A 14,356-nucleotide genomic window follows, 5' to 3' on the forward strand; every position below is an offset into this window, starting at 1 on the left:
GCGCCAACGGTCCCGGCCATGGTGACCACGCCCCCTCTGGACGATTCCATGTGCGCGGCCGACGTGCGCATGGCAGCGCGAGAAGTAGGCCCATGACTTCCGGGGTTCGGGGCGGGGCAGGGCGGCGGGCTACAATCGAGGGTTCCACTACCAGGGGCCGCTCCATGCGCTCGAACCTGCTTGCATTCTCCATCGTCGCCAGCCTCGGGCTGGCCCAGGTCGCCCATGCCGCTGAAGGCATGTGGGTGCCGCAGCAGCTGCCGGAAATCGCCGGCCCGCTGCAGAAGGCCGGCCTGAAGCTGTCCCCGGAACAGCTGTCCAACCTGACCGGCGACCCGATGGGCGCGGTCGTCGCCCTCGGCGGCTGCACCGCCAGCTTCGTCTCGCCGCAGGGCCTGGTGGTCACCAACCACCACTGCGCTTATGGCGCCATCCAGCTGAATTCGACCGCGCAGAAGAACCTGATCAAGGACGGCTTCAACGCGCCGACCCTGAAGGACGAACTGAGCGCCGGCCCGAACGCCCGCGTGTTCGTGCTCGACCAGATCACCGACGTCACCACCCAGGCCAAGGCCGCCATCGCTGCCGCCGGCAACGACCCGCTGGCCCGCAGCCGCGCGCTGGACGCCTTCGACAAGGCCCAGGTCGCCGCCTGTGAAGCCGATGCCGGCTTCCGCTGCCGCCTGTACAGCTTCTCCGGCGGCAACACCTACCGCCTGTTCCGCAACATGGAAATCAAGGACGTGCGCCTGGTCTACGCGCCCCCGGGCAGCGTCGGCAAGTTCGGCGGCGACGTCGACAACTGGATGTGGCCGCGCCACACCGGCGATTTCTCGTTCTACCGCGCCTACGTCGGCAAGGACGGCAAGCCGGCCGCCTTCGCCGCCGACAACGTGCCGTACCAGCCCAAGCACTTCCTGAAGTTCGCCGACCAGCCGCTGGGTGCCGACGACTTCGTGATGGTGGCGGGCTACCCGGGCCGCACCAACCGCTATGCACTGGCCGGTGAATTCAACGAAACCGCCAGCTTCACCTACCCGACCATCGCCAAGCACTACAACGCCGTGCTGAAGATGATCGCCGACGCCGGCAAGGCCGACGCCGACGTCAAGGTGAAGTACGCCGCCACCGCCGCCAGCATGAACAACGTGGCCAAGAACTACCTGGGCCAGCTGGAAGGCTTCAAGCGCATCGACGCCGCTGGCCAGAAGCAGGCTGAAGAAGCCGCCGTGCTGGCGTGGCTGAAGAAGCAGGGCGCTGCCGGCAAGCCGGCCCTGGCGGCACACTCGCAGCTGCTCAAGCATCTGGATACCAGCAAGTCGACCCGCGAACGCGACCTGTTCGTCGGTCAGTTCAACAACACCTCGGCCGTTGGCGCGGCGATCACCCTGTACCGCCTGTCGATCGAGCGCAGCAAGCCGGATGCCGAGCGCGAAGCCGGTTACCAGGAACGCGACCTGACCACCATCGAAGGCGGCCTGAAGCAGATGGACCGCCGCTACGTGGCGAAGATGGACCAGCAGCTGCAGGCCTACTGGCTGGACCAGTACGTGGCCCTGCCGGCCGCACAGCGCGACAACGAAGTGCTGAACAAGTGGCTGGCCGGCAGCGATGCCGCTGCGGTGAAGTCGCTGGTGGGCAAGCTGTCGGGCACCGAGCTGGGCAGCCTGGACGCACGCTTGAAATGGTTCAAAGCCGACCGCGCCGCGTTTGAGGCCAGCAACGATCCGGCCATCCAGTACGCCGTGGCCGTCATGCCGGCACTGCTGAAGCAGGAAGAGCAGAAGAAGATCCGCGAAGGCGAATCGCTGACCGCACGCCCGCTGTACCTGCAGGCCGTGGCCGACTACAAGAAGAGCCAGGGTGAGTTCGTCTACCCGGACGCCAACCTGTCGCTGCGCATCACCTTCGGCAACGTCATGGGCTATGGCAAGGACGGCGTGAAGTACACCCCGTTCACCACCCTGGAAGGCGTGGCGGCGAAGGAAACCGGTGAGGATCCGTTCGATTCGCCGAAGGCGCTGCTTGATGCAGTCAAGGCCAAGCGTTACGGCGGCCTGGAAGACAAGCGCATTGGTTCGGTGCCGGTGAACTTCCTGTCCAACCTGGACATCACCGGTGGCAACTCGGGTTCGCCGGTGCTGGACGCCAACGGCAAGCTGGTCGGCCTGGCCTTCGATGGCAACTGGGAATCGGTCAGCTCCAACTGGGTGTTCGACCCGGTGATGACCCGCATGATCGCCGTCGACAGCCGCTACATGCAGTGGATCATGCAGGAAGTGGCGCCGGCGCCGCAGCTGCTGAAGGAACTGAACCTGGCGAAGTGAGGTAGTGCCGGCCGCTGGCCGGCAACCTCGACCAGATAGCCGGAGTTTCCCAAACCCCGCGACTCACGTCGCGGGGTTTTTTCATGCCCGGCCCGGCCCGGTGCGCCGAACAGGTATCATCCCTGTTCCGCGTACTTCACAGGATGTGAACGAAACGCGGAAACCTCCTCCCCCCAGGACCCCTTGCACGCATGCGCATCCTGCTTGCCCGCCACGGCGAAACGCCGTGGAACGCCGAAGGCCGCTACCAGGGCCAGATCGATATTCCGCTTTCGCCGATCGGTGAAGCCCAGGCCCAGGCACTGGGTGCCCGCCTGGCCTCGGTGGACATCACCCGTGCCGTCGCCTCGCCGCTGTCGCGCGCGCAGCGCACCGCGCAGCTGGCGCTTGGCGCCGCCCGCGCCGACATGCTGCTGACCGAGCCGGAGCTGCAGGAAATCGCCCACGGTGAATGGGAAGGGTTGCTCGCCAGCGAGATCCACGAGAAGGATCCGTCGCGCCTGCAGGCCTGGCGCGAGGAGCCGGATACGGTGCTGATGCCCGGCGGCGAATCGCTGCGCCTGGTGCTGGAGCGCAGCTGGCGTGGGCTGGCGCGTGCCACCGAAGGCCTCGGTGAGCACGACACCCTGCTGGTGGTTGCGCACGATGCGGTCAACCGCGTGATCCTGTGCAAGGTGCTGGGCCTGCCGCTTTCCCGCCTGTGGACCTTCCGCCAGGCACCGACCACGCTCAACCTGCTCGAAGGCGCCGACCTGGACAGCCTGGAAGTGGTGCGCCTGAACGACTGCGCCCACCACACGCCGTTCTTCGGCGAAGCCAAGCACCGCGCCCTCTGATCCATCCCCCGCATCAACTGCTTCTGCTGGAACCGCTGCCGTGACGAACACCCCGACCACCCTGGCCGACTGGCTGGACTACATTGAACGCCAGCACCCGGCGAGCATCGACATGGGCCTGGAGCGCGTGCGCGCCGTGGCCGCGGCGATGGGCCTGGGCGCGCCGGCCAAGCGCACCATCGTGGTCGGTGGCACCAACGGCAAGGGCTCAACCGTGGCTTTCATCGAAGCCATTGCACGCGCCGCCGGCTGGAAGGTCGGTGCCTACACCTCGCCGCACCTGCTGCGCTACAACGAGCGCGTGCGCATCGACGGCCAGGACGTGGACGATGCCGCGCTGGTCGCCGCGTTCAATGCCATCGAAGCCGTGCGTGGCGAGATCACGCTGACCTATTTCGAGTACGGCACGCTGGCCGCGCTGCAGCTGTTCGCCGACGCCGGGCTGGACCTGGCGGTACTGGAAGTGGGCCTGGGCGGCCGCCTCGATGCGGTCAACATCGTGGACGCCGACGTGGCGGTGATCACTACCGTGGACATCGACCATGCCGAGTGGCTGGGCGAGGATCGCGAGGCGATCGGGACCGAGAAGGCCGGCATCATCCGCGGCTGGAAGCCGGTGATCCTGGGCGAGACCGATCCGCCGTCGAGCGTGCTGCGCCGTGCCTACCTGGTTGGCGCCAATGCGATCCGTGGTGGCAGCGACTATTTCTACGAGCCGATCGATGCGCAGCGTTGGCGCTGGCGCGATGTCGGCCTGCGCATGGAACTGCCGACCCCGGCGCTGGCCGGCCCGATCCAGCTGGCCAATGCGGGTGCCGCCATCGCCGCGCTGCGCGCGCTGGACAAGCCGGTGCCGCGTGCGGCGTGGGCCGCCGGTGTCGCAGCGGCGCGCATTTCCGGCCGGCTGCAGGCATTCGAGCGCGATGGCGTGCAGATCCGCGTCGACGTCGGCCACAACCCGCAGGCGGCGGGCCAGCTGGCGCGTGCGCTGAAGGCCGAGGTCTCTGCCGGGCGCACCCTGGCGGTGTACGCCGCGCTGCAGGACAAGGACGCAGCGGGGGTGGTGCAGGCGCTGGAGGACGTAGTGGGCGAGTGGACCCTGGCCGGGCTGGAAGGCCCGCGCGGGCAGAGCGCCGTCCAGCTGCAGGCACGCCTGGCCGGCACCGCCGCCGCCACGGCGCTGCTGGCTGACAGCGTCGAACAGGCACTGGCGCAGGTGCTGGCCCAGGCCGAGCGCGGTGACCGCGTGCTGGTGTTCGGCTCCTTCCATACCGCTGCCGCCGCCCTGCAATGGCTGCAGGGCGATGCCTGATACGCGTTCAGCCAACGCCGACGCCGTCCGGTCCGGCACCCGTATAATCGATGCCAATCTCCGGACAGTTGCCTGCCTCACGTGGATACGCCTCTGAAACAGCGTCTGATTGGTGCCATCGTGCTGGTGGCACTGGCCGTGATTTTCCTGCCGATGCTGGTCAAGGGGCCGGCACCGGACAGCGGCGTGGCCAATGTGCCGATCGCCGCGCCGGATGCACCGGCCGATGGCCAGTTCGAAACCCGTGAGCTGCCCCTGGTCGCCCCGGCCGGTGGTGCCACCGGCCTGCAGACCGGGCAGGCCAAGCCGCTGCAGGACGCCGCCACGCCGGCCACTCCGCCGACAGTGGACACCTCGCCGACGGTCGCCGCCGGCAACTATGCGGTTACCTTCGGTGCCTACGGCAGCAAGGCCGACGCCGACGCGGTGATCGCCTACCTGAAGCGCTCGCAGCTGCCGGGCTTCGCCGAAACGGCGACCATCAACGGCCGCCAGGCATGGCGCGTGCGCGTGGGGCCGTACGCCGACCGTGCACAGGCCGAGGCCGCCCGCCTGCAGGCGGTGAAGATCCGTGCCGATGTGAAGGCCGAAGTGATCACCCTGGATGCCGCAGCGGACAGCAGCGCCCCGGTGGCAGCCACCCCGGCACCGGCTACGCCGAGCGCCAGTACCCCATCCGCCGCCACCGCGCCGTCGGCCAGCAGCAACCCGGTGCGCAGTGAAAGCCTGCCGCCGAGTACGCCGACTGCAACGACCACTCCGGCGGCCAAGCCCGAGCCGCCGAAGCCGGCGCCGAAGCCCGAAACCCCGAAGCCCGAGCCGAAGCCGGAGGCCACCGCCAGCAAGCCGGCAACGGCCCCGGCCACGCCGGCAGCGCCGGCCGCCAGCGGCGTCGGCTTTGCCGTGCAGCTGGGCGCGTTCGGCCAGGCCAACGATGCCAACGCCCTGCGCGACAAGGTCCGCGCCGCCGGCTTCAGTGCTTTTGTCGAGCAGGTGCGCACCGAAAAGGGCACCCTGCATCGCGTCCGCGTCGGGCCGGTGGCCAACCGTGGCGATGCCGAGCAGCTGAAGGCGCAGGTTGCCGCCAAGGTCGGCGTGGCCGGCATGGTCCGACCGCACCCATGACCCACGCGCAGCCTCGTTGCCAGCGCCGCCGAAGGAGCGGGGCGCCATGATCGACGTGGTGCTGCTGATCGTGATCGCCGCCTCCACCCTGCTGGGGATGCTGCGCGGCTTCGTGGGAATCGTCATCGGCACCCTGTCGTGGCTGCTGGCCGCGTGGGCGGCCTTCGCCTTTGGCAATGACGCCGCCCATTGGTGGGCCGCCCCGGCGGCCCCCGGTGGCGAACACTTCGTCGGTGGCTACCTGGGGGTCGGCATCGGCGTGATGATCGTGGTTGCGGTGATCGGCATGGTCATCAAGGCTCTGGTCCACCGCAGCATGCTGACCAGCCTGGACCGCCTGCTGGGCGGGGTGCTGGGCGCCGTGCGGGGCGGCCTGATCGCCGCGATCCTGCTGCTGCTGGGCAGTTTCACCCCGTTGACTGCCGAGCCCTCCTGGCAGCGCTCGGCGGTGCGCCCGCTGCTGAACCCCACCGTTGCGTGGATGAACAGCAAGCTGCCGCACTGGGAGGTTCCCGGGGCCGATCTGCTGCCCAAGGCCTTGCCGACCGACGCGCTGTCCCCATCTGCATTGATGGAGTTGGGCAAGAACGCAGGCGCCGGGTTGGGAAAGCCGGGCGCGGCAGGCGATAATGGCATCCTCAACCAGGTAGTGGCAGGCAGCGGATGGCTGCGGCCTGCGAAAGCGGAACAGGGCGATTCCTACGATCCGGCCGAAGTGCGTCCGGACGCCCCAGCACTGCCGGACAGTATCGAGCCGGGCGATCCGGCCAATGTCGACCGCAGGCGCGGCGACCACCGCGGCCAGGTACGGCCACCTTCCTTGTAACTGGGCACAGCCCAGCGGAGACCTCGCACCATGTGTGGCATCGTCGGAATCGTCGGCAACCAGAACGTCGCCGGGCAGTTGTATGACGGCTTGACCGTCCTCCAGCACCGTGGCCAGGACGCGGCGGGCATCGCCACCGCCAACGGCAGCCGCCTGCGCGTGCAGAAGGCCACCGGCCTGGTCCGCGATGTGTTCGATGCCCGCACCATGTCCACCCTGGAAGGCAGCGTCGGCATCGCCCACGTGCGTTACCCGACTGCCGGTTCGGAAGGCATGGACGAGGCGCAGCCGTTCTACGTCAATTCGCCGTATGGCATCGCGCTGGCCCACAACGGCAACCTGATCAATACCGAGGCGCTGCGCCAGCAGGTGTTCGAACAGGACCGCCGCAACGTCAACACCGATTCGGACAGCGAAGTGCTGCTGAACGTGTTCGCCTATGAACTGGAGCAGCAGCGCCAGCTGAGCCCGGAAGCCGCGATCCGCGCGGTGGCTGGCGTGCACCGCCGCTGCAAGGGTGGCTATGCAGTGGTCAGCGTGGTGCTGGGCCTGGGCCTGGTCGCCTTCCGCGACCCGCATGGCATCCGTCCGCTGGTGCTGGGCAAGCGCAGCCATGCCGAGGGCGACGAGTACATCGTGGCGTCCGAGTCGGCCGCGCTGGACGTGCTGGGCTTCCAGCGCGTGCGCGATGTGCAGCCGGGCGAAGCGCTGGTGATCACCGCGCGTGGCGAGCTGTTCTCGGAGATCTGCGCCGAGCCGGCCGAGCACACCCCGTGCATCTTCGAATACGTGTATTTCGCACGCCCGGATTCGATGATCGACAACGTGTCGGTGCACAAGGCGCGCATGCGCATGGGCATCAAGCTGGGCGAGAAGATCCTGCGCCTGCGCCCGGACCACGACATCGACACCATCATCCCGATCCCGGATACCTCGCGCGACGCTGCGCTTGAGATCTCCAACGTACTCGGCGTGAAGTACCGCGAAGGCTTCATCAAGAACCGCTACATCGGCCGTACCTTCATCATGCCGGGGCAGGGCGAACGCGTGAAGTCGGTGCGTCGCAAGCTCAACCCGATCCACCTTGAGTTCCGCAACCGCGTGGTGCTGCTGGTGGACGATTCGATCGTGCGTGGCACCACCAGCCAGCAGATCGTGCAGATGGCCCGTGACGCGGGCGCGCGCAAGGTCTACCTGGCCAGCGCCGCGCCGCCGGTGCGCTACCCGAACATCTACGGCATCGACATGCCGGCGGCCGAGGAACTGGTCGCGCACAACCGCACCGTGGAAGAGATCGAAGCCCACCTGGGCTGCGACTGGCTGATCTACCAGGACCTGGAAGACATGGAAGCGGCAGTGAGCGAGGGCAATCCGGCGCTGCGCAACTTCGATTCGTCCTGCTTCAACGGCCACTACCCGACCGGCATTGAACCGGGCTACTTCGAGCGCATCCAGCAGCTGCGGTCGGACGACGCCAAGCACAAGCGCCGCGCCTGAGGACCAGGCGTGGTTGACGTGCCCGACGTTGCTGGCGACCTGCTGCGCGCAGCGCAGCAGTGCCTGGCCGAAGCCGACCCGCTGCGCAAGGTTGCGCTGACCCAGGCCTACGCCGCTGCGTTCCGTGCCGGCCGCCTGAAGGTGGCTGCCGACGCGCTACCGCCAGAGCCGATCCGCATGCCGGGCCGGCCGGCGCAGCTGGTGCTGGTGCACCCGCGCGAAGTGCCGCGGCGCGGACTGGGCGGTGTGGAAGGTCGGGCTGCCTTCATCCACGCCATCGCGCATATCGAACTCAACGCGATCGACCTGGCCTGGGACGCGGTGTACCGCTTCCGCGGCCTGCCGCCGGCGTTCCATGCCGACTGGGTCAGCTGTGCCGACGACGAATCGCGGCACTTCATGCTGCTGCGGGAGCGCCTGCAGGTGCATGGCCACGACTACGCCGACTTCCCCGCGCACAACGGCCTGTGGGAAATGTGCGAAAAGACCGCGCACGATGGCCTGGCACGCATGGCGCTGGTGCCGCGCGTGCTGGAAGCGCGCGGCCTGGACGTGACGCCCGGCATGATCGAGAAACTGCGCAATGTCGGCGATGGCGAGACTGCCGACGTGCTGGAAGTGATCCTGCGCGAGGAAGTGGCACATGTGGCTGCCGGTTCGCGCTGGTACCGCTGGTACTGTGACCGTGCCGGCGTCGAACCGCGTGCACGTTTCAAGGAACTGCTGGTGGAGTACGCCGGCGGCTACCTGCACGGACCGTTCAACATGGAAGCGCGCCTGCTGGCCGGTTTCGATGCGGATGAGCTCGCCAACCTGGTCGAACAGGCCGGTTGAAGAAAAGGGGACGGAGGGGATCAAGTCGTTTGTGGCACAAACGACTTGATCCCCTCCGTCCCCTTTTTTCAGACGTTCGGCAACACCGCGCGCTTGCCATCCACCGTCGGTCGGTTGATGTAGAACAGGCCGGGACCCGGCCGGTAGGGTAGTTCGCTGACGCCGGCATCGGCGGCGTAGGTCAGTGCGGTGTCGCCCAGTGCATCGAAGTTCCAGTGCGCCGACTGCATCAGGTAACGCCGGCGCAGCAGCGCCTCCTGTGTCTGCGTCAGCGGCTGCCCGGCCACCAGGCGCCGTGCGATCGGCTGCAGGGCGGACGGCAGCTCCCAGCCAGGAACCTCGGCGGCATTGGCGGTCCATTGCACGCCGGCGTCGATGGCCTGCTGCTGCATCACCTGCAGTGCGATCAGCTGGTAACGCCAGTCGATGCGCCGACGCAGCACCACCGCGGCGGTCACATACAGCACCGGTGACAACAGCACGCTGCGGCTGCCGGCGCGACGCTGCTGCTGCCACTGGTGCCAGACATCCACCCAGATTTCTTTCTCGTCCACGCCCAGTTGCTGGCGCCAGCGTTCGGCATCGGCCTGCGTTTCACCGTAGACCGTGGTGGCCCGCAGCAACGCCAGTGGAGGGACCTGGTAGTCGGCAACCGCGGGGCGGCGCAACTGTTGCCGGCGCGGGCGGCTGAGCAGCTTGGGACCTTCTTCCAGCTGGTTGTAGCCACCGCCGATATTCGCGTGTACGCCGGGTAGGGCGATCTCGGCAAACGGCGGTGCCACGCTGGTCAACGGATAGTGCTGGCGATGTTCATCGCGTGCAGTGAGCTGCACAACGCGACCGGCGATGCCGCTGTGCAGGGCCAGCTGCGGCCGCTCATCGGCGCGGCCGCCATTGACTGCGACAACGGTGTCGAACAGCCCGATGAAGCGCAGCACCGGCGTGGCCGGGGCGAAGTTCGCAGTGCAGGACAGGCCGGCGGCCTGCAGCAGCTGGCGCCAGCGCACGCCGTCCCAACCCTGCAGTTGGTTGGCGATGTCACGTGCGGCAGCAGCAACGCGTGAATAACCGAACAGGTCCAGCTGCACGCCATGCAGCGGTCGCTGCCAGCGTGCGGATAGTCCCGACAGTGCGGCCGGAAGCAGCACCTGCAGCGCGCGCTGCACTTTCGCGCGAACGCCACTGGCACCGATGCCGAAGGCCAGCCCGATCAGATCGTCGTCGGCATCATCGCGGGTACCCACGCCTTCGACATAGATCGACAGCGAGGGAGCGGCCATCGCATCACGGCGGCTGTCCGGATACAGCTGCTGCAGGCGCGCGATGTTGGTCAGGCCGTTGTCGTAGCTGCTGGTCAGCCGGCTCTGGTAGGTCGAATCATCGTCCGCGCGCAGCTGCGCCGGTCGAGGCTGCGGAACCTGCGGACGGCCGCGCGCCAGGTTGTGTGCGTTGTTGCGGGTGCCGTCGAAGAACAGGCCGATCCGCAGCAAGCCGACATCTTCGTCCGTGTCCTTCGCTGGTGCCATGTGCATTCCCCGTCGTGGCCACGTCACGGTAGCGCGAAAGCGGTGTATTGGCGAAGTGTAGTGACGCTTTTGACCTTACTTAACGCAGATGCGGTCGATCACAGTTCCTGATTTTCATTCCCATCTTCTATTGAATTCACACGACCCGCGCAGGCCATATGGCCAAACCCGGCAAACCCGGGCGTGCTGCATCAACGCTGTTCACATCATTCAAGGAGCGACGCAATGTTGTCCAGATCGATTGGCAAAGCGGCAGGTGGCCTGGTGTTGGGTTTGTCGGTAGCGGCAGCCGCGCATGCGGCACCGTTGTTCGAACCGGTGACGGTCATCAGCCGGGCATCGGCCAACAGCGAGCCTGCACTCGGCAAGCTGCTGGCCACCCCGTCCACGGCGACGGTGCAGGAAGTGCGTGTCGACGCGGCGGCTACGGCGCAGCCGCAGCTGGAATTCGAGCTGCTCGGCAAACGGGTGCAGGCGGTGCGCAGCAAGGTCGAGGCGCTGCCCGATGGTGGCAGCATCTGGTACGGCCAGTTCCGTTCGCCGTCCGACCGGTTGACCGCCGCCACCTCCAGCGGCCAGGACGATCCGGGCAATTCGTTGATCCTGGTACGTTCGGGCGACACCATCACCGGTTCGATCCGCAAGGACGGCAAGCTCTATCGCCTGCGTCCACTGGGTAACCGCCACGTGCTGGTCGAAGTCGACGAATCGAGGATGCCAGCCGATCATCCGGCTGACTACAACCAGCTGCCGAAGATCCCGATGGCCGACAACGACCACATCGGCATCGCGCAGGCCTCGTCGGGAACGCCGGCGACCATCCGCGTGCTGGTGGTGGCGACCAATGCGGCGGTCACTGCCTATGGCGGCAACATGCAGTCGCTGGTGCAGCTGGCGGTGGCCGAGTCCAACCAGGGTTACGTCAACAGCAACGTTGGAATCACCATGCAGCTGGCCGGTTACGAGACCACCAGTTACACCGAGTCCGGCAGCTTCGATACCGATCTGGCGCGCTTCCGCGGCACCAGCGACGGCTACATGGACAGCATCCACACCAGCCGCAACACCACCGCAGCCGACGTCGGCGTGCTGCTCATCAACAACAGTGCCTACTGCGGCCTGGCCTCGGGCATCGGCTCGACGGCATCGACCGCCTTCGCGGCGGTGTACTGGGATTGCGCGACCGGCTACTACTCCTTCGCACACGAGATCGGCCACCTGCAGAGCGCGCGGCATGATATCGCGACCGACTCGAGCACCTCGCCGTACGCCTATGGCCATGGCTATCGCTATGAACCGTCCACCGGCACCGGCTGGCGCACGATCATGGCCTACAACTGCACCCGTAGTTGCCCGCGCCTGAACTACTGGTCCAACCCGAACATCAGCTACAACGGCATCCCGATGGGCAACGCCAGTACCGCCGACAACCAGCGCGTGCTGGTCAATACCAAGGCCACCATCGCGGCCTTCCGCTGAGGCCAGGCGCCGACCAGGCGCGGCGTCTACCCGGGCACGTGCACCTGCCCGGGTAGATGCCAACCTTGGTTGGCACCTTCGGACCCATCATTCGCGCGCGAGCGTATCCAGCGACCAGCCGCCGGCATCCACGCGCAGCACCGAACCCTGCTCGTACCAGTCGCCCAGCACGATGCGGGTGCAGGCACGGCCACCGGCCTGCAGCGAATGGATCGCCGGGCGGTGGGTGTGGCCATGGATCATCGTGTCCACGCCATGGCGCGCAAACGTGGCATCGACTTCGGACGGCGCCACGTCGGTGACGGTCTCGAACTGCGCGCGATCACCCTGCTTCATTTCCGACTGGCGGGCCTGGCTGGCTTCGCGCGCCTTCTGCGCGAACGCGATACGCGCTGCCAGCGGCTGTGACAGGAACTGTGCCTGGAACGCCGGGTCACGCGTCTGTGCACGGAACTGCTGGTAGGGAATGTCATCGGTGCACAGCAGGTCACCGTGCTGCAGCAGCACCGGGCGACCGTAGAGGTCGATCATGCACGGGTCGGGCAGGATGCGCAGGCCGGCACGGCGCGCGTAGTCCTCGCCAAGCAGGAAGTCACGGTTGCCGCGGATGAAGTACACCGGCACGCCGCTGTCGGACAGCACCTTCAGTGCATCGGCCACCGCGTCGGCGGCGGGCGAGGGAGTGTCGTCACCGATCCAGGCTTCGAACAGGTCGCCGAGGATGTACAGCGCATCGGCGCCGGGCGCCTGCTCGCGCAGGAAGCGCAGGAACAGGTCGGTGATCTCCGGACGGCTGGGGTCCAGGTGCAGGTCGGAAATGAACAACGTGGTCATGCGGGCATTCTAGGGCATCAACGATGACGGTAGCGCCGCCGGCATCGTGGGGATCAGATCCCTCCCGAAGGAAAACGGATCTGACCCCGGGGGCTACACCGGCAACGGCAACCAGGCCAGGCTGGCCGAGGCCAGCCCGATGGCGATGCCGGTGGCGGCCAGCACATCGGACGGGTAGTGCAGGCCGAGTACCACCCGCGACAGCGCCACGCCCGCGGTGAACGGCACCAGCAGTGGCGCCAGCCACGGGTAATAGGCCAGCGCCACGATGGTGAACGACACCGCGTGCAGGGTATGCCCGGAGGGGAAGCTGAACTCGTCCAGCGGTGCCACCCAGGCACGGATGCGCAGGTCGGCGGCATACGGGCGCGGGCGCCGGGTCCAGCGCTTGAGGCCCTTGTACAGCAACAGCGCGGCCAGGCCGGTGGCGGCCATGTGCACCGATGCGCGCAGGCCGTCGAAGCCATCAAGCAGCACCAGGGCGCCCATCAGCACATACCAGAACACGCCATCACCGAGCCGGCTGATGACCGCGAACAGGCGGCGCACACGGCGGCGGCGGCAGTAGTGGTTGGCCCGCCGGCACAGGCGTGCTTCGCGGTCGGCCAGCAGTTCAAGCCGCGTTGTGCGCATGGCCGGTCCTCCGCGACTGGGCCAGCTCGGCCAGCAGGGCGTCGAATTCCGCCACCACCTGCTGCGGATGCAGGCGCTTCATGGCGCGTGCGGCGTTGCTGCCCAGCACGTGGCGCCGCGCGTCATCCGCGGCCAGTTGCACGGCCGCTTCGATGAACTGCTCGTCGTTGTCCACTGCGGCGCCATTCTCGCCATTGCGCAGGTACTCGCGCGCCGCGCCGTAGTCGAAGGCCACCGTTGCCACGCCGCTGGCCATGCTTTCAAGGGTCACGTTGCCGAAGGTCTCGCTGCGGCTGGGGAACAGGAACAGATCGCCGCTGGCGAAATGACGTGCAAGCGCATCGCCACGCTGGACGCCGCAGAAGATGAAGTCGGGATTTTCATGCGCCAGCTTTTCGCGGGCCGGGCCATCGCCCACCCACACGAAGCGGGCCTTCGGACGGATCTGCTGCAACCGACGGAAGGCCTTCACCGCCAGCCCGAGGTTCTTCTCCGCGGCGATGCGGCCAACGTAGATCGCCACCAGGCCGTTGCCGTCCACGCCCCACTCTTCGCGCAGGGCAGGGTCACGACGGTTCGGATCGAACTGCTGGCTGTCGACCGCGCGCGCCAGCAGGCGCACGCGTTCGAAGCCCTGTTCGCCGAGGAACTGCTGCAGTTCGCGGGTGGGTACCAGGGTTGCATCGGCCTGGTTGTGGAAGCGGCGCATCCAGCGCATCGCGGCGGCTTGCAGCCAGGCCACGCCGTAGTCGGGCAGGTACTCGTCGAAGCGGGTGTGGAAGCCACTGGCCACCGGGATGCCGAGGCGCCGTGCGGTGCGCACCGCCGACCAGCCCAGTGGGCCTTCGGTGGCGACATAGACGGCATCCGGGCGTTGCTGCTGCCAATGGCGACCGAGCCGGATCGGTGCCGGCATGCCGAAGCGCAGGCCGGGGTAGCGCGGCAGGGCGGCGCCGGGAACCAACAGGGTGCCCGGTGCGGAGTCCAGCGCTTCGTTGGCCTGGCGGGGCCGGATCAGGTCGATCTCATGGCCGGAATTGCGCAGTCCCTGCTCCAGCCCCTGCACGGTGAGGGCAACGCCGTTCACTTCCGGCGGATAGGTCTCGGTGACGATGGCATAGCGCATG

At 67.6% G+C, this 14,356-nt stretch carries 12 protein-coding genes; 8 read left to right on the forward strand and 4 right to left on the reverse strand.

Annotated elements, in window-relative coordinates; genetic code table 11:
* Positions 1-164 precede the first annotated feature (164 nt).
* The 7 genes from CKW06_RS04485 (at position 165) to CKW06_RS04515 (ending at position 8,757) form a co-directional block, all read left to right on the forward strand.
* Positions 165-2,327 carry a S46 family peptidase gene (locus CKW06_RS04485; RefSeq protein ID WP_024956071.1) on the forward strand — a complete coding sequence of 721 codons (2,163 nt, stop codon included), beginning with the start codon at positions 165-167 and terminating at the stop codon, positions 2,325-2,327.
* A gap of 191 nt (positions 2,328-2,518) precedes the next feature.
* Entirely contained in the window at positions 2,519-3,163 is a 645-nt protein-coding gene (locus CKW06_RS04490; RefSeq protein WP_005408242.1) for a histidine phosphatase family protein, read from the forward strand.
* Positions 3,164-3,203: 40 nt separating this feature from the next.
* The gene (folC, locus tag CKW06_RS04495) at positions 3,204-4,475 is read left to right on the forward strand and encodes a bifunctional tetrahydrofolate synthase/dihydrofolate synthase (RefSeq protein WP_024956070.1); all 1,272 of its coding nucleotides are present in this window, start codon (positions 3,204-3,206) and stop codon (positions 4,473-4,475) included.
* 81 nt (positions 4,476-4,556) lie between these two features.
* A complete protein-coding gene (locus CKW06_RS04500; protein ID WP_005408244.1) occupies positions 4,557-5,600 on the forward strand; it encodes an SPOR domain-containing protein in 1,044 nt (347 codons plus the stop codon).
* Positions 5,601-5,646: 46 nt separating this feature from the next.
* Positions 5,647-6,426 carry a CvpA family protein gene (locus CKW06_RS04505; RefSeq protein WP_012479253.1) on the forward strand — a complete coding sequence of 260 codons (780 nt, stop codon included), beginning with the start codon at positions 5,647-5,649 and terminating at the stop codon, positions 6,424-6,426.
* A gap of 30 nt (positions 6,427-6,456) precedes the next feature.
* Positions 6,457-7,923 (forward strand): amidophosphoribosyltransferase, encoded by a 1,467-nt coding sequence (gene purF, locus CKW06_RS04510; protein WP_005408246.1) that lies wholly within the window; start codon positions 6,457-6,459, stop codon positions 7,921-7,923.
* Positions 7,924-7,932: 9 nt separating this feature from the next.
* A complete protein-coding gene (locus tag CKW06_RS04515) occupies positions 7,933-8,757 on the forward strand; it encodes a ferritin-like domain-containing protein (protein WP_005408247.1) in 825 nt (274 codons plus the stop codon).
* 68 nt (positions 8,758-8,825) lie between these two features.
* Here CKW06_RS04515 and CKW06_RS04520 read toward each other — a convergent pair whose 3' ends face one another.
* The gene (locus CKW06_RS04520; RefSeq protein WP_024956069.1) at positions 8,826-10,283 is read right to left on the reverse strand and encodes a DUF2235 domain-containing protein; all 1,458 of its coding nucleotides are present in this window, start codon (positions 10,281-10,283) and stop codon (positions 8,826-8,828) included.
* Between the two features lie 225 nt (positions 10,284-10,508).
* Here CKW06_RS04520 and CKW06_RS04525 point away from each other — a divergent pair, with 225 nt between their 5' ends.
* A complete protein-coding gene (locus CKW06_RS04525) occupies positions 10,509-11,762 on the forward strand; it encodes a zinc-dependent metalloprotease (RefSeq protein ID WP_024956068.1) in 1,254 nt (417 codons plus the stop codon).
* 87 nt (positions 11,763-11,849) lie between these two features.
* Here the strand turns inward: CKW06_RS04525 and lpxH are convergent, their stop codons facing one another.
* The 3 genes from lpxH to CKW06_RS04540 all read right to left on the reverse strand — a co-directional run bounded on the left by lpxH (position 11,850) and on the right by CKW06_RS04540 (position 14,355).
* The gene (lpxH, locus tag CKW06_RS04530; protein WP_012479257.1) at positions 11,850-12,596 is read right to left on the reverse strand and encodes a UDP-2,3-diacylglucosamine diphosphatase; all 747 of its coding nucleotides are present in this window, start codon (positions 12,594-12,596) and stop codon (positions 11,850-11,852) included.
* Between the two features lie 93 nt (positions 12,597-12,689).
* Positions 12,690-13,229 (reverse strand): phosphatase PAP2 family protein, encoded by a 540-nt coding sequence (locus CKW06_RS04535; protein ID WP_005408251.1) that lies wholly within the window; start codon positions 13,227-13,229, stop codon positions 12,690-12,692.
* Entirely contained in the window at positions 13,210-14,355 is a 1,146-nt protein-coding gene (locus CKW06_RS04540) for a glycosyltransferase family 4 protein (RefSeq protein WP_024956067.1), read from the reverse strand. The genes CKW06_RS04535 and CKW06_RS04540 overlap by 20 nt, the downstream gene beginning before the upstream one ends.
* Position 14,356 lies beyond the last annotated feature (1 nt).

It is taken from the genome of Stenotrophomonas maltophilia (assembly GCF_900186865.1).
In the GTDB taxonomy this organism is placed as follows: domain Bacteria; phylum Pseudomonadota; class Gammaproteobacteria; order Xanthomonadales; family Xanthomonadaceae; genus Stenotrophomonas; species Stenotrophomonas maltophilia.